We start from the raw sequence: 15,433 nt of genomic DNA, 5'->3' as shown, positions 1-15,433 counted from the left end.
ATGGCAGTACTCCTCACGAAAAATTCAGTTGACCTACTTTACTGTCGAGACATGTTGTCTTCTTCGTCATTCTTCCGTTGTATTGGAAAGCTATTTCTTCTTTTTTTTCTATTATCGTGCAGCTTGGCCTTTGGCCAGAGTAGTGTGATAGGCAGCGTAGTAGACCCTGTTGGCGCTGCAGTACCAGGTGTTGAGGTTCGGCTGCAGCCGATAGGGAAGGCCGTTTCCAATGGACACTCTGTGGTATCGGATGCCGAAGGAAAGTTTCATCTGCAACGGGTTAATCCGGGAGAGTATGTAGTAGGGATTCCAGGGAAATATGGTTTCGGCGACTACCATTCGCAGATCCGCATCGAGACCGGCAAATCCTTCGAGCTCAAAATCGAACTAGCCTTAGATTCCGTTCAACAGCAGGTAACAGTCGCTTCGACAACAAACGATCTGTCTATGGACTCCTCTGAAAATCGAGACCAGGTTGCGGTGGGCGCAGGAATGCTGGAGAAGGTTCCCGTCTTTGACCAGAACTACGTCGCAGCGCTTACGCCGTTTCTTGATCAGTCCGGCGTTGGTACAAGTGGCGTGACCCTTATCGTCGATGGTATTGAGATGAAAGGTACGGGCGTCTCCGCCTCAGCTATTGCCGAGGCCCATATCAACAATGACCCTTACAGCGCAGAGACAAACCGGCCGGGCAAAGGCAGAATTGAGATCATTACAAAGCCTGGAACTCCACAGATCCATGGCAGCTTTACCTTTACCTTTCGCGATTCTGTCTTCGATGCGAAGAACTATTTCGCGCTTGTAAAACCCTTTGAGCAAAAACGGATCTATGAAGGCTCCATCACGGGGCCGTTAGGAAATGATGGTAAAACAACGTTTCTTGTCTCAGGGACGCGGCAGGAGGATAACCTCCAGGCGATCGTTCATGCCCAGACAGCAGCAGGAGTCCTGTCCACCAATGTGCCGACACCCATTCACGATACGGAGTTTGCGGCTCGCGTGGCCCATGAGTTCTCGTCTACGCACCGGGCATCGTTGCAGTACAACGTTGTCGATACGATTGCAAGAAATCAGGGAGTCGGAGGATTGGTTCTGGCTCAATCCGGTGTGAACTCGGAAACACGCGAAGACGACGTCATCTTCAACGACCGCTTGATCCTCTCTCCGACATTGATCAACCAGCTTCAGCTATTTTTCGAGAAGGACTATAACCCCGCACGCAGTGTACTTGCTTCTCAAAAGATAGTTGTGGATGGCGCCTTTACAGGCGGAGGCGCTCAGGCCGATCTTCTGAACACTGAAAACAACCTCAAGATCAATGATATTGTCAGCCTGAATAAGGGGCGGCATTATGTAAAGTTTGGAGTGAACATTCCCAATCTAAGCCGAAGAGCCTGGGAGGACCACACCAATCAATTGGGCACATTCAGCTTCTCCAACCTGGCGGATGTCGCGGATGGTACCCCTTATTCCTTTACCCAACAGCAGGGACCGGGGAGAACTACATTCTGGTTTAACGAAATAGGCTCCTTTGTCCAGGATCAAGTCCAGCTTCGTCCTGACTTGCAGGTCTCTCTGGGGCTTCGATACGACTGGCAGACGTATTTCAAATCCATTCATGATTTCGCTCCACGTCTGTCTTTTGCCTATTCCATGAAAAAGCACAAGATGGTTATCCGCGGGGGAAGCGGACTCTTCTATGATCGCTCGGGTGCCCCGGCGATTGCCGATCTCAAGCGATATAACGACATAATTGTCCGTTCTTACACTCTTCTCAATTCTGCATACCCCGATCCGCTTCCTCTGAACACACCTGTCTCCAGTATTCCTACCAATCTTGTACAGGAGGCCCCGAACACACACATGCCCTATACCGCGCACTACAGTTTCGGAGCAGAACGTCAGCTCGGCAGAGGTTTGACCCTGGCTGTAACGTACCGCGGCTTGCTTGGAGTAGGTTTGTTTCGCTCCAGAGATGTAAATGCCCCACTTCCACCCTTTTACTCGGTAAGGCCGAACTTGGAATTAGGGGTAGTGCGCCAGATAGAGGCAGAGGGGCGGCAGGTTGGCAATGCCCTGGATGTCACGTTGAACGGTAACATCTCACGCTGGTTCTCAGGGATGGCGCAGTACACCTTTAGCCGGACGAATAACAATACTGGGGGCATCGCATGGTTTCCGGCCAATCAGTATGATCTCACCGGAGAGTACAGCCGGGCAGACTTCGATCAGCGTCACCGCTTTAACCTATTGGGAACCTTCAATGACGACCATTGGTTGAACCTGGGCATTGGGGCCAAGCTGTACTCGGGCACTCCGTACACGGAGACCTCGGGGATCGATATCTTCAACACCGGAATACTCAATGCCCGTCCAGCCGGCATTAAGCGAAACAGTCTGGAGGCGGCCGGGAATCTTGAGCTGGATTTGCGTTGGAGCAGGGATTTTGTTTTGCCTGGCGGAAAGAAAGAGAAATCTCCAGTGTTTTCTTTCGCTGTCGATGGATTCAATGTGACGAACCATACCAACTTCACTTCGTATGTTGGCAACATCCAATCAGCTTTCTTTGAGCAACCGACAGCCGCACTTCCGGCTCGAAGATTGCAATTCAGCGCACATGTCAAATTTTGATATAGAGGAGTGCCCATAAGCTGGATGATCGCTGTTGCGGGCTGCTAATCCTCCGCTGTATGAATTTTCGACTCTCCAGGTTTGTTTTTAAGCCTCTTTTAAGGGGAGTGCGATTTTCTTGAGCAAGACCTCAGGTGAATCATTCCTGGAGCACGAGCCGAATGCAATGGATAGGTCTAATGGTGTGGCATTCAGAATGTATAGAAACATCAATGCACTTCCTTCAGGAAAGGGAACATAAGATGAAACGGATGATTGCTATCCTCACGATCGTGTTATCTATTGGCACCTCTTTACATGCTGCCGAATACAAAGTAAAAACACGCTATCCAATCGCTGGTACAGAGGGCTGGGACTATATTGCTGTGGACAGTGCAGCTCGGCGGCTTTACGTCTCTCATAGCATCCGTGTCAATGTGCTCAATGCCGATACCGGTGCTGCGATTGGGACGATTGAAGACACCCCTGGGGTCCATGGAGTTGCCATAGCATCCCGCTTCAAACATGGCTTTACCAGCAATGGCAAGGAAGATAAAGTCTCGATGTTCGATACCTCGACACTCGCAGTCATTAAAAAGATCGAGGTTGGAAAGGGACCAGACGGAATCTACTGTGACGAAGCCTCGCAGAGGATCTTCACGAACAACCATGGATCCCATAACATCACCGCAATCGATGGAAAGTCTGGAGCTGTCGTAGGAACGGTGGAGATCGGTGGAAACGGTGAAGGTGCGGTGACCGGTAAGGATGGGCTGGTCTATGTGGCATTGGAAGACAAAAATGAGATTGCCGCCTTTGATCCGAAGACACTTGAAGTAAAGCGGCATCTGCCATTGGAAAACATTACAGCCCCTACTGGATTGGCTGTCGATGTGAAGAATGATCGTCTATTCGTGGGTGGTCATAATAAGACGATGGCGATCATCAACGTAGCAAGCGGAAAACAGGTAGCGAGTTTTCCGACTGGTTCCGGAACCGATGCGGCAGGATTTGATGCTCTGACGCGACGCATCTTCATCTCGAACGGGGAAGGAAACCTTACGGTGATCCAACAACACTCAGCCGATGAATATACCCCAGACGAATCGGTAGTGACTCAGCCCAGTGCTAAAACAATGGCCTTCGACAAAAAGACCGGACAGGTTTTTCTCTCGGCAGCCACTGTGACCAATATCCCCGCGACTGAACCCGGAAAGAAGCCGACCAAAGTGATTGCAGAAGGATCGTTCTGTGTTCTGGTCGTTGGAAAATAAAAGAATCGACCTTGTTCGCGAATGCTTGTGATTCTAAGGAGGGGCTCAACTCTTTGAGCCCCTCCTTAGTCGATCCAGCTAGGCTGAGGCGTTAGCCCACGGAAGCTGCAAGATACGAAGTTTCTGTAGCAAGGATTGGTTCTACCAGCGGTATAAAGACTGTAAAGGTACTGCCTTTTCCAGGGGTAGAGTCCACGCTGATGGTGGAGCGGTGAGCCTCAACCACCCATTTAGCAATTGACAGTCCAAGGCCGCTACTTCCTTCATCCTGGCTGCGGGACTCATCCACGCGATAAAAACGGTCGAAGATCTTCGGTAGGGCATCGGCCGGAATACCGATCCCGGTGTCGCTAACCTCAAGTTGAATGTTTTCGTGTTCCTTGATCAGCGAAATTAGAATAGACCCCGATTCCGGGGTGTACTTGGTCGCGTTATCCAGAAGAATTGTAACCATGCGTCTGAGCAGGGAGAGATCGCCCAGCATCCACGTCTCTTCTGTGATGTTGAAGGTCAGCAATTGGCCCTTGAGCCTTGCCTTTGCCTCGAAGTGGTGACAAACCTGGCGAACAAGCTCTGATATGTCCACAGGCTTCCACTCGATATTCTTGTGAACCATGTCTGCTCGTGCAACAGCGAGAAGGTCGTCAAGGAGTTGTGAAGTGGCCTCGCACTCCACCGAGATGGTGCTCAGTGCTGTGCGATACTCTTCGTTCGATCTCTCACGGCTCAGAGCCAATCCGGCCGTTGTGAGCATGATCGTAATCGTTGTACTCAGATCGTGAGAGAGATCGCCTGTAAATTGGGTGAGTCTTTCCACCGCGGTTTCGATTCGTCCTAGAAGCTCATTCCAGGTTTCAGCCAGCACTTGAAGCTCGTCCCCTGTATCCGGGACTGGCAAGCGGCGCTCAAGATCTCGGATGCCAATCTTACGAGCTTCTGTCGTCATGCGGCTTACCGGCTCCAGTGCACGATTGCTCAGGACAAAACCGCCCGCCATCGAAGCCAGAAGTAATAGTGGACAGAAGAGCAGGTAAGAGTTGCGAACCGCTTGAAGAATTTCGAAGTGTTCATCGATGCTGCCGGAGAGTGATAGACGAACTTTGTGGCCGTCGAGTTCAACGATATGGTCCAGAGTCCTGATGGCATGCCCGTTTTGCCGGAGCAAACCATAACATCTTTCAAGGCAAGCCTTATTAGGCCAGGGGATCTTGAAGGTGGCATCGCCGGGAGAGGAGTAAATTGGCGTTCCATCCAGTTCATAAACCTGGATGATGTCTGTGCTGGCAATCCCAATACTCAATTGGCGAAGCTTTTCAGCCAGGCTTAAAGAGGTATCTTTCTTTGGCCAGGTGTCGACGAACTCAATGACTCGCTTTTCGCGAGCCTCCATCGTGTGTTGACGCGAACTCGCAAGCTTTTGATTGAGATACCAATAGGAGAAGCTCCCAAGGCAGATCATAGAGGTCAAAGCGAAGATGATGTAAAGCATAAATAGGCGTATTCGCAGTGACCGCAGGTTGATCTTCATTTTGGGCCAACCATTGAGTATCCGAGGGACCGCACGGTCCGTATGAGGCTGTCGTGGCCCTTGATGTCGATCTTTGACCGTAGGCTGTGCATGTAGAAATCTACGCTGCTATCGCTGACCTCTGCGTCGTAGGACCAGCCCACCTCTCTTAATTGGTTGCGGGTGACAACCTGATTTACCCGCCGCATGAGAAGTTCTAGAATGGCATATTCCTTTTTAGTCAGAGTAATGTCGTCGCTTCCACGACGCGCACTCCGATTAACCGTGTCGAGCTCCAGGTCTCCAGTAATTAATTTCTTGGTTTGAAGCACGGGACCACGCCGCCCGAGCGCTCGTATGCGTGCGATGAAAACTTGTATCTGAAAGGGCTTCGTGAGGTAGTCGTCGGCGCCGAGGTTGAGTCCGTGGACGATATCCGGCATAGTGTCCTTTGCCGTAAGCATAAGGACGGGCACCGTGCAGTTACCGGCTCTCACTTGCTCTAGAACACTAAATCCATCCAGGCCCGGCAGCATGACATCGAGCACCGCTACATCGAAGGGTGCGCTGATCAGGAGATCGCGCCCCTCATCCCCTCGCTGCGAAAGCACAACCTGATGCCCGTCTTCAACGAGTCCCTGGCGAAGGATATTGCCGATTCGTTTATTGTCTTCGACGACAAGAATGTTCATAGATATGTATTAGAGACGCGCCAATGTGAAGAGATTGCAGCTGTTCTATGAATTAGCTGTTACAGCCCTTCATTTTTAAGGTTGACCTAAGACAGCTTGGTTTGAATCAACCTATCAGCCGTTAGAAGAACCCATAGAGCTTTTCTTCGAATGCTATTCGCATAACTCCAGATGGGGAGTGCGGTGCTTCTTCTGTGGATGTACAGGAGTGGGCTTATCCAGTGGGCTGAGTCGTGCTTCCAATTATTGCAATAAAACCCTTCAACCAGGAGAAATGGTCCATGTCAATCATCAAAGGAATTCTCATCTGCTCGCTGTCTCTCGTTCTTGCCCCGTCCGTGATGCTGGCACAGGCAAAGCCTGCCAAGTCTGCCTCTCAGGACCCTTCCACCTACATGCACGTTAACGCACCGTTCGCCCAGGCCCTCGTCCTCAAGGTGAAGGCTGCTCATGATGATCAGATCGTGAAACTCGGTATCCACGCTGTGCCTCCTTCGGAGACCGACAACGTCATCATCGCGAATATTACACCCTCTAAGAATGGCAAGAAGTCTTCTCCTACCGATCTGGAAAAGCTGGCTGCCGGCAAGCCGGTTGCAGTGCGTATCGACAAGGATAAGGTATTCGATCTACTCATTCCTATGACCGATGCCAAGGGACGCGATCTTGATGGCGGCTTTGTTGTGATGGAAGTCCCTTACTCCAAGGCGAATAACGAAGAAGAGGCTCTCAAGATCGGCGTCGCGATCCGGGACGATATGCAGAGCCAGATCCCCAGCAAGAAAGCTCTCTATAAGTAACGCCTTAGCAACCCTAAAGAAAGAAGGATAGTGATGAAGAAGCTGTTATTTTTGTTTCTGCTGTCGGTCCTGCCGCTCATGGCACAGACAGACCGAGCTACCATGACGGGGACGGTCACGGATCCATCCGGACGTAGGGTTGTGGGTGCGAACCTGGTCATAACGTCAGATAGCACCGGTCTCGCTCGTCCCACAAAGACGAACGAGGCCGGAGTCTATACCCTGAGTTCCTTGATTACCGGTACTTATATGGTAAGCATTCAAGCGGAGGGTTTCGCTCCCTTTGTCGTCGAGGATGTGACGCTCGACGTAGGCCAGACTCGTACGCTCGATGCGAAGTTATCCGTGGCGGGTGCTGTAACTCAGGTAGAGGTCTCTGACTCGGGACTGTCAAAATCTTCCGCCGAGATCGGCGGCGTCGTACATGGCAAGCAGGCCCAGGACCTCTCCCTCAACGGGCGGAGCTTTGTAGGCCTTGTCTCCCTGGTTCCCGGAGCGATTGACTCGGGAACGGGGACCCAGCAGGATGTGAGGTTTGCAGGGTTGTCCGATGAAGACAATACCTGGCATCTGGATGGTGTCGATAACTCTGGTATCAATCACCAGTATCAGAAGGTCGATCTTCATCTTCAGGTCTCTACGGAAGCTATCGCAGAGTTCCGCGCGAATGGTGTGGCGTACAGCGCCGACCAGGGTGGTTCGGTTGGTGGTCAGATCGAGGTTGTTTCAAAGACCGGCGGCTCTCAATTTCATGGAGCAGCGTGGGAGTTTATCCGCAACAATTATTTCGATGCAACACCGTGGGGAGCGGCTGGCTTCCTGCCAGCACTACGCCGGAACAACTTCGGCGCGAATCTCGGCGGCCCAATCCTGAAGGGGAAGCTGTTCTTCTTCGCGAACTACGAAGCAGTGCATGAGATTCTCAACACCCCTATTACCGGCACAGTCCCCAGCGCGAGCTACCGCACCCAAGTGGCGGCACTACAGCCGGTGCTTGCTCCTCTGATCAATGCCTATCCTCTGGGGCAGACCCCCCTCAGCTCGGTTAGCGCAACCTTCAATGGAACGGGCAGACAGGTTACGCGCGAAGATTCAGGTTTGATCCGGGCCGATTACCATGTCAGCGACAGGATGAGCGCTTTTGTTCGTTTCAACACCGATCATTACACCCAAACTGCCCCGGATGGCCTTCCACCTTCGACAGGATTCAGCAATCTGAACACTCCCAATGCCACGATTGGAATTCAGAACACATTCACTCCAAAGTTCTTCAACGACTTCCGTTTTGGCTTCAATCGCGCTGAATTCCTACAAGGTCAAACCACACCGTTTGCATTTGCGTTGCAGATTACACCCTTCACCAATATTGGTGATCCTAGCGGTTCGATCCGTAACGATAATTCCTTCACGACCCTTGACGATGCAACCTTCCTCTTCGGAAAGCACACCATCAAGGCGGGTGTGACGGTACGGCGCGTCCAGGAAAATAAGTCGTCCCCGAGCAGCCCCGACGACACGTTGGAATACACCAATACGACCACTTTCCTGCAAAATCTTATCGATACAGATACCTATAACGGCACGGTTCCTCTTACGGGGCAGCGCATGACAGAATATTTTGGTTATGTTCTGGATCAGTACAAAGTAAGCTCGACGCTGAATTTGAATGTGGGCTTACGTTATGAGTATTTTGGTGTCAATCACGAGGTGCTTGGGCGTGGCATCAGCGTAGATCCGCTCAACTGCCCGAATGTGATTTGCCCGAGCTCCATTGGATGGTACAGCCCGAACCTGCTCGATCTCTCTCCTCGCATCAGTGCCGCCTGGTCTCCTGAGATGTTCCACGGCAAAACGGTGATTCGCACGGGATTTGGCATCTACTATGGCTTTGGGCAGTTCGGCGGTCTGAGCGCTCCAATCTCCAACCTTACCTCCGAAAAATATACCCTGACACAAGCCCAGATCCCTGGTCTTAGCTATCCTGTCGCGCCGGCTCAGGCCGCGGCGAGCGGCAGTTCGAGCCCCTCTGGGGCTCCCATCAATCGCAGAGACACAGCAGTAGACGAATGGACTCTTTCCGTTCAGCAGGAAGTAGCAAACCAGACGATCTTCCAACTGGCCTACTTCGGAACAAGTGTGTCGCACGCCTTCTCCGACACAACCTTGAACGGGCTTAACCCGGCTACCGGAAAGCGTCCTTATGCTGGCTTTTCGACGATCGATTATCGGGGAACCTTCGATCATGCAAGCACAAATGGCCTGCAGACGAGTCTTCAACGGAATCTTCGCGGAGGTTCATCGATCTCGGCAAACTATGAGTGGTCTCATTCCATCGACGATGGTGGCATCGGTGGTGGCGAAGCGGACGGCCCACAAAATGTCGCCTGCCCGCGCTGCGAGCGAGCTTCGAGCGATCAGGATATGCGCTCTTATTTTTCGGCTAGTGGCATCTGGCAGCTTCCATTTGGAAAGGGACGCAAGTACTTCAATACCAGTTCGAGGACTGCAGATCTATTCTTCGGAGGTTGGCAGTTGAGCAGTATCGCTTCAGCGAGAAGCGGTCTTCCTCTCAATATCACCCTTAGCCGTAGCACAGGTGCGCTGCCGGATGGATTGAACAAAAATCAACGCCCGAATCTGGTGCCTGGCCAATCCATTTATCCGAAGAACAAATCGCCACAGAATTGGTTGAACTATGCAGCCTTCTCGGCTCCGGCAAACGGTACCTGGGGGAACCTGGGCCGCAATGCAGCTCGTGGACCGAGGCATTGGCAGATCGATCCTGCTCTCAGCAAACGTTTTGCAATCACAAACAGAATCGGTACTACCTTCCGTGCCGAGGCCTTCAACGTCTTCAATCATGCAGAGTACGGTAAGCCTGTTGTGAATTGGGCATCCAACGATAACTTCGGCGTGATCCTCACGCCGTATAACTCAAATACCGCTGGATCCGGCGGGCCGCGCGATCTGCAATTTAGCCTGAAGGTCGATTTCTAAACAGGCTAGCCGGAAACAAAGAGAGGGGCAGCTCAGGTAATCCTGGGCTGCCCGCTTTGTTTAACTTTTATCGTCCATTGCCTTTCACAAGGAGAGCGGCTTGATTGATAGTCAGATCATTCTACCGCGGTAGACAGTGATAGCACTTTAGGTCGCGATGGTGATTTTACCTTCTGGTGTTTTGGTGAAAGAGTGCAGAACACGCCCATCTGCATCAACGTGGCGAAGTGTAAGCAGATTCGAAGTGACCTCGAGATGGCTGAACCCATGTACCTTCTCCGCCCAGGGGCCGCGCGATGCCTCTTCTTCTCTCAAGGTATAGAGGTCTGCGCCGCCCCCGCCCGACAGAAAAAAGGAAGTGGGATGGCCTTCGAACTCGAGATGTTGCAGGTCATGATCGTGACCGGCAAGGTAGACATGAACATTGTGTTTCCGTAGCAGCGGGTCCCAATCACGAGCAAGAACCTTGTGATCTCCATGGGGACCGTTTGAGAAGATTGGATGATGCGCCATGACGATAAGAAAAGGTGTTGTCAGGGGCTTCTCCAACTCGGCCTGGAGCCACGCCAACTGCTCCGCTTGTTGCTCGGGCTTGAGCGTAAAGTTGTAGTCATTCTTCTCGGGCTTGCCGTTCTCATGAAAGACGTTGCTATCTAAAGCAATGAAAGTGATCAGAGGGTTCTTCGAAGGGAATCCGAAACGATACCAGAGAGACGGCATCGTCCAGCGGGTATTTCCAAGACGGGCATATTCAAGTTCAGCCGCGAGTTTGCTCTCCGGCATGATCTGATAATCGTGATTTCCGGGGATAGCGTAAGCGGGACAATTGAATACGGATTTCGGGTACATCTGCTCAAAGCCGGTCTGCCAACGTGTTGAGTGAACGCCATCCGGCAGTGCGTCGTACCAGTTATCACCGAGCATGAGTAGAGCCTGAGGAGTAAGGGCCTGCTTTTTGGTGTACTCGATCATGCCTTGAGCTACAAGCTGTTGTGCGCGGTCTCTTGTCTCCCGGCCCCAATCGCCCAGCATCAGCAGATGAGCGGCGTTCGGTTTTGCCGGATGATGGGAAGGCATGGCAAAAGTGGCCATCGGGCTGAGGGCAGCAACAGCACTGAAGGCAAAGCTTTGCCGAAGGAATCGGCGGCGATTGAAGATCTCCGGGGAGAGGGACTCAGAGGACATGGCAGTTATACCTTTCTGTACTTCTTGAGAAGAAAGAGCGATGGGTGCATCGGAGAGCTCGCTGCTTAGGGATTGACTCGATAGATGAGAAGGCTTGCTTGATCCGTGTCGCTCTTAGGGTGAGCAACATACAACTGCTTCAACTGCGGGACATAGAGGGAAGTCTTTCCTCCGATGGTTGACATCAGGCTCCATGAGACATAGCTGTCTTTGCTTTGTTGCTTGAAGGTGCTGATGCCTTTTGCTCCGGTTACATAGATAAGATGCGATGCTGCATCCCATGTCATGTCATCGGCCATATCCACGGAGTCCAGAGATGTAACGAGGGACCCATCCTGTGCATTGAAGACGAAGAACTTACCTGGAGTACGGCCAGCCACGAAGATTCTCTGGTTGACTTCATCGAAGCGCATGGGAGTATTCCGATTCATCCCCGGGGCCGTCCAGGTCGTCACTGTCTTATTGGTGGCCAGGTTGATAACGCCGATCTCTTTTTTGTCGCGAATATTTACGAACATACGATTGTGCGCGTGATCCACCGCCATGGCTTCGATGTTGTCTCCGTCGATTGGAATCTCACCAAGCTTCTTGTGAGTTATGACGGAGATGATCGTGATGGTTGAAGTCTTTTGCTTCGCATCGCGGCCGCCGTTGCCGATATAAAAACGCTTGCTCGTCGGATCATAGAGAGCCGAATCCGGTCCAGGAGCGAGCGGCAAGCGATCAACTTTATGAAAATCCGCTCCAGCGAGGATAATGCAGGAGGAATCCTCGCCATCGGTAATGAAGAATTCATCCTTTTCCGGTACGTAGGCGATGGAATGAGGAGCCTTGAATCCTGCAATGCTCTGCAAGTGCTTGCCGGTCTTCAGATCGAAGATTTCGAGGGTGTGATGTTCCTCGGCGGCAGAGATTAAGCGGCCTCGCTTCAGGTCCACAGCAAAATGATCAAAGTCACCACTGATCTCAGGCAGTGAAGTAGTCGTCACGAGTGTAAGTGGCTGGTGAGCTTGTGCTGCGCAAAAAGGAGAGGTGGCAAGAAGAGCCGGAAAGAGAAACGTGCAGATCTGGAATGTCGTCTTAAACTTGTTAGGCATCGGGGTCCTTTCAAAACCTGATATGTCTCTTGAGAGATAGCCCCTTCGGCGAAACACGATGCTCACCTAGGTAGATCTCCTGATACACCGTTTGACGAGGAGGGCATATTGCATTCGATCTCAGCAGCCTTAAAGCAAGCTTAGGAACGAGAGCCGGTTATGGAATATTTACATTTGTCTGATGCGGCCTGAAAGCAGAGCTTTCTCAAAGCAAGATAGGCGAGCCTGCACTTCTGAAAGCTAGACGATTTATCTTCATGAAGGTTTGCTGAATGCGATCTAGTCGAGAATTATTCAACCTGACGGGACACCTGAGCTAATCTTTCCTGTGGATGATCGGCGGAGTCATGTGCATTCTCTACCGTTTGAAGTTGTGAATTCTGGCGAGACTTGTAGGTAGAGGTGATGAAAAGAGTGGCAGATGATGGAAGCGTCCGTGATGTCATGCGGAGCCAAAAGGAAGACAAATCAACGCTTAGCCGGAGAGATCTTTTTTATGGAGCTAGTCTGGCGATAGCCGCAGCAGTTGTCCCAGGATGGTCCCTGGCGCAAGAGGCTAACTCCTCAATCCACACTTTTCCCGCTGTTTCTATCATGGAGCAGCTCAGTGGATATATGGCAGAGGCTCGTTCTCGACCTCTTCCTGCAGATGTCATCGAAAGGACGAAGGAACATATTCTGGACACGCTGGCGGCAATGGTCTCCGGATCGGAGCTGCCACCAGCGCGTGTTGCCTATAGCTTTGCTCGATCCTATGGCGGACAGACGACAGCTACGGTTGTAGGCTCCGATTTGCTCTGCGGCCCGATGGAAGCTGCCCTGGTCAACGGCATGCTCGCTCATTCCGATGAGACCGACGACTCACATTCTCCTTCGCATTCGCACCCCGGCTGTGCCATCGTGCCTGCTGCGCTTGCTTCTGGAGAGCTATTCGGGATCGACGGTCAACACCTTCTGCGTGCGGTTGCTTTGGGCTATGACATCGGGCCACGGATTTCGATGACGCTTGGCGGCTTGCAGTTCCAGATGAAGACTCATCGATCTTCGCATAGCATTGCGAATACCTTTGGTGCGTCAGCGGCAGCTGGCTGCTCCGCTGGCCTGAGTGCTCAGCAGATGCGCTGGCTACTGGACTATGCTTGCGCAACAGGCATCGGGAATCGCGGCGTGGCAGCGTGATACTCAGCATGTGGAGAAGTCTCTCGTGTTCGGGGGAATACCTGCGCGCAACGGAGTCAATGCCGCCCTGCCCATTCATCTGGGGGCGACCGGGGTAGACGATGTCTTCTCGGGCTCTGACAACTTTCTCATGGCATTTGGGCCTGAGGCTAACCCTGCCGGGTTGATCGAAGGCCTAGGAAAGCGGTTTGAAATTACGCAGACGAATATCAAAAAGTGGACGGTTGGCTCTCCGATCCAGGCTCCGCTCGATGCGCTGCAGGCCATTCAACAGAAGCATCCATTTCGACTGGACGAACTGGCGAAGGTCGTGGTGCGAATCGCAACCAGCGAGGCCAAGACTGTGAATGATCGCAACATGCAGGACATCTCACTACAGCAGATGGTGGCCGTCATGCTCGTCGATAAAACTGTATCGTTCCGTGCCGCCCACGATAAGGCCCGTGTTGAAGAACCTGACATTGTCCGTGAGCGCGCCAAGATCGAACTGGTTCCCGATGAACGGCTCGAGCGTCTTTATCCGCAACTGGTCGCCGTCGTGGAAGTGACATTGCATAGCGGCGCGACCTATACACAACGCATCGATGCAGTAAGGGGAACCGTTCAAAACCCGATGACGCGAGAGGAAGTCGTGGCCAAGTGTCGTGATCTGATGGATCCGTTTCTAGGGGGAGCCCAATCGAAAGGTCTGGTGGATGCGGTTCTTAACCTCGATGCTGTCTCTAATCTTGGCTTGCTTCGCCCTTTGCTCCAGAGAAGAAAATAGTCGGGAATAACTTCGAGCACAGATGAAGGTATCTGGTGGATGTTGCTTTCTGCTTAGCGCAAACGAGCTCTGTAAAATGCTCTAGCTTGAATGTTAAATAAGAGTAAAAGAGCAACTGCTCTCTGGTTGTGCGAGCTATTCCTTCAGTCCCTCTTAAGCATCAGACTGTCATCCTGAATCACTAGAGGAATTGTGATCGGACCCCCTGTGTCCCGGCTTAGTCATATTGTGCAATATCAACTAATTCATTCATATTGGACTCCTCAATGTCATCATTTTCGTTCAAGAGAGTTATTTGCTGTCTTTCAGCTGTGATCTCACTGGCAAGTGTCCCGGGCTCGGCAAAGGCTGCTGAACCCCTGACGCCGGTCACACTGCTGTCCACGACCTATCTCCCGGACATTACAGGAGACTTCGACCATTTTGCTGTCGATCTCAAGCGCAATCATCTTTTTGTATCGGCAGAGGTGCACCACTCCGTAGAGATGTTCGACCTCAAGACCGGTGCTCATCTCCAGAGTATTGGTGGATTCAAGACGCCTCATTCTTTGGCTTTCTCTCCAGAGAAAGATGAACTGCTTGTTGCGGATGGCGGCGATTCGGCGTTGATTCTTGTCTCTGCGGAAGACTTTCACCACCTTGACCGTATTCCGCTTATCGACGGCTCTGTCACGGGCAAGGGAGACTCCCCTGATGCGGCCTACTATGACGCGGTAAATCGTCTTTATTACATCGGCAACGGTGGCGTTTCGGCGAATCTTCCTGACTCGGAGATCTCTATCTTCTCGGTCGATCAGGGCAAGCTCATTGACAAGATCTCTATCCCCGGAAATAACGTTGAAAGCATGGGTATCGATTTGATTCACCATCGCCTCTATGTGAATATTCGCGACAAGCAGCAAATCGGCGTGGTGGATCTCATCGCAAAGAAAGTAATTGATATCTGGACGACTCCAGACCTTAAGCGCAATACGGCGCTTGCGGTTGACGCGAAGAACCAGCGAATCTTCGTTGCCGGCCGCAGCCCTGGAATCTTCTATGCCTTTGACAGTAACGGCAAAGTTGTAAGCCAGAAGCCTTGCGTCAACATCAATGACGATATGACCTGGGACCCGGTGCTGAAGCGTATCTACATCAGCGGAACACAGGGTCTTAGCATCTTTCATCAGGATTCCCCGGACAATTACAGTGAAATTGCGAATATCCCCACGAACGGCGGAAAGACTTCTTTCTATGTTCCTCAGCTAAAGCAGTTCTATGTGATCCACCCCAAAACCGATGTAGATATGGCCGGTCTGCTGGTCTATCGTGTAAATCCTTAGAAGA

The 15,433-nt window shown here is 51.9% G+C and carries 11 protein-coding genes; 7 read left to right on the top strand and 4 right to left on the bottom strand.

The features are described from left to right. Together ACIX8_RS17765 and ACIX8_RS17760 are read left to right on the top strand one after the other, a co-directional pair. Positions 1-2,631 carry a TonB-dependent receptor gene (locus ACIX8_RS17765; RefSeq protein ID WP_223295373.1) on the top strand — a complete coding sequence of 877 codons (2,631 nt, stop codon included), beginning with the start codon at positions 1-3 and terminating at the stop codon, positions 2,629-2,631. A 242-nt stretch (positions 2,632-2,873) separates the two neighbouring features. After that, the gene (locus tag ACIX8_RS17760) at positions 2,874-3,884 is read left to right on the top strand and encodes a YncE family protein (protein WP_044176999.1); all 1,011 of its coding nucleotides are present in this window, start codon (positions 2,874-2,876) and stop codon (positions 3,882-3,884) included. 91 nt (positions 3,885-3,975) lie between these two features. Here ACIX8_RS17760 and ACIX8_RS17755 read toward each other — a convergent pair whose 3' ends face one another. Both ACIX8_RS17755 and ACIX8_RS17750 read right to left on the bottom strand, forming a co-directional pair. Then, positions 3,976-5,373 carry a sensor histidine kinase gene (locus ACIX8_RS17755; RefSeq protein ID WP_190273691.1) on the bottom strand — a complete coding sequence of 466 codons (1,398 nt, stop codon included), beginning with the start codon at positions 5,371-5,373 and terminating at the stop codon, positions 3,976-3,978. Positions 5,374-5,408: 35 nt separating this feature from the next. Continuing rightward, entirely contained in the window at positions 5,409-6,083 is a 675-nt protein-coding gene (locus tag ACIX8_RS17750) for a response regulator transcription factor (protein WP_014266757.1), read from the bottom strand. A gap of 281 nt (positions 6,084-6,364) precedes the next feature. Between ACIX8_RS17750 and ACIX8_RS17745 the strand changes: the two genes are divergently transcribed. Together ACIX8_RS17745 and ACIX8_RS17740 are read left to right on the top strand one after the other, a co-directional pair. Next, on the top strand, positions 6,365-6,883 hold the full coding sequence (locus ACIX8_RS17745; RefSeq protein WP_014266756.1) for a hypothetical protein: 519 nt from the start codon (positions 6,365-6,367) through the stop codon (positions 6,881-6,883). Between the two features lie 33 nt (positions 6,884-6,916). Continuing rightward, entirely contained in the window at positions 6,917-9,880 is a 2,964-nt protein-coding gene (locus ACIX8_RS17740; RefSeq protein ID WP_014266755.1) for a TonB-dependent receptor, read from the top strand. A gap of 147 nt (positions 9,881-10,027) precedes the next feature. On the opposite strand, the gene ACIX8_RS17735 is transcribed toward ACIX8_RS17740, so the two are convergent. Together ACIX8_RS17735 and ACIX8_RS17730 are read right to left on the bottom strand one after the other, a co-directional pair. Then, on the bottom strand, positions 10,028-11,065 hold the full coding sequence (locus tag ACIX8_RS17735) for a metallophosphoesterase (RefSeq protein ID WP_014266754.1): 1,038 nt from the start codon (positions 11,063-11,065) through the stop codon (positions 10,028-10,030). 65 nt (positions 11,066-11,130) lie between these two features. Then, the gene (locus ACIX8_RS17730; protein ID WP_014266753.1) at positions 11,131-12,162 is read right to left on the bottom strand and encodes a YncE family protein; all 1,032 of its coding nucleotides are present in this window, start codon (positions 12,160-12,162) and stop codon (positions 11,131-11,133) included. Between the two features lie 405 nt (positions 12,163-12,567). Between ACIX8_RS17730 and ACIX8_RS26250 the strand changes: the two genes are divergently transcribed. From ACIX8_RS26250 to ACIX8_RS17720, 3 genes are all read left to right on the top strand, one after another. Then, on the top strand, positions 12,568-13,341 hold the full coding sequence (locus tag ACIX8_RS26250) for an MmgE/PrpD family protein (RefSeq protein WP_317623985.1): 774 nt from the start codon (positions 12,568-12,570) through the stop codon (positions 13,339-13,341). A gap of 25 nt (positions 13,342-13,366) precedes the next feature. Further along, positions 13,367-14,107 (top strand): MmgE/PrpD family protein, encoded by a 741-nt coding sequence (locus tag ACIX8_RS26245; protein WP_223295371.1) that lies wholly within the window; start codon positions 13,367-13,369, stop codon positions 14,105-14,107. A 311-nt stretch (positions 14,108-14,418) separates the two neighbouring features. Next, positions 14,419-15,429: a YncE family protein gene (locus ACIX8_RS17720; protein ID WP_150110654.1), complete on the top strand. Its 1,011-nt coding sequence runs from the start codon at positions 14,419-14,421 to the stop codon at positions 15,427-15,429. Positions 15,430-15,433: the final 4 nt, after the last annotated feature.

This window comes from Granulicella mallensis MP5ACTX8 (genome assembly GCF_000178955.2).
Classification (GTDB): Bacteria; Acidobacteriota; Terriglobia; order Terriglobales; family Acidobacteriaceae; genus Granulicella; species Granulicella mallensis.
The sequence above is the reverse complement of the archived record's forward strand: the minus strand, read 5'-3'. Positions and strand labels throughout refer to the sequence as shown.

Coding starts and splice junctions, on each gene's coding strand:
- ACIX8_RS17755 (WP_190273691.1), bottom strand. CDS start 5,373: ATGCTTTACATCATCTTCGCTTTGACCTCTATGATCTGCCTTGGGAGC.
- ACIX8_RS17765 (WP_223295373.1), top strand. CDS start 1: ATGGCAGTACTCCTCACGAAAAATTCAGTTGACCTACTTTACTGTCGA.
- ACIX8_RS17760 (WP_044176999.1), top strand. CDS start 2,874: ATGAAACGGATGATTGCTATCCTCACGATCGTGTTATCTATTGGCACC.
- ACIX8_RS17750 (WP_014266757.1), bottom strand. CDS start 6,083: ATGAACATTCTTGTCGTCGAAGACAATAAACGAATCGGCAATATCCTT.
- ACIX8_RS17730 (WP_014266753.1), bottom strand. CDS start 12,162: ATGCCTAACAAGTTTAAGACGACATTCCAGATCTGCACGTTTCTCTTT.
- ACIX8_RS17740 (WP_014266755.1), top strand. CDS start 6,917: ATGAAGAAGCTGTTATTTTTGTTTCTGCTGTCGGTCCTGCCGCTCATG.
- ACIX8_RS17735 (WP_014266754.1), bottom strand. CDS start 11,065: ATGTCCTCTGAGTCCCTCTCCCCGGAGATCTTCAATCGCCGCCGATTC.
- ACIX8_RS26250 (WP_317623985.1), top strand. CDS start 12,568: ATGAAAAGAGTGGCAGATGATGGAAGCGTCCGTGATGTCATGCGGAGC.
- ACIX8_RS17745 (WP_014266756.1), top strand. CDS start 6,365: ATGTCAATCATCAAAGGAATTCTCATCTGCTCGCTGTCTCTCGTTCTT.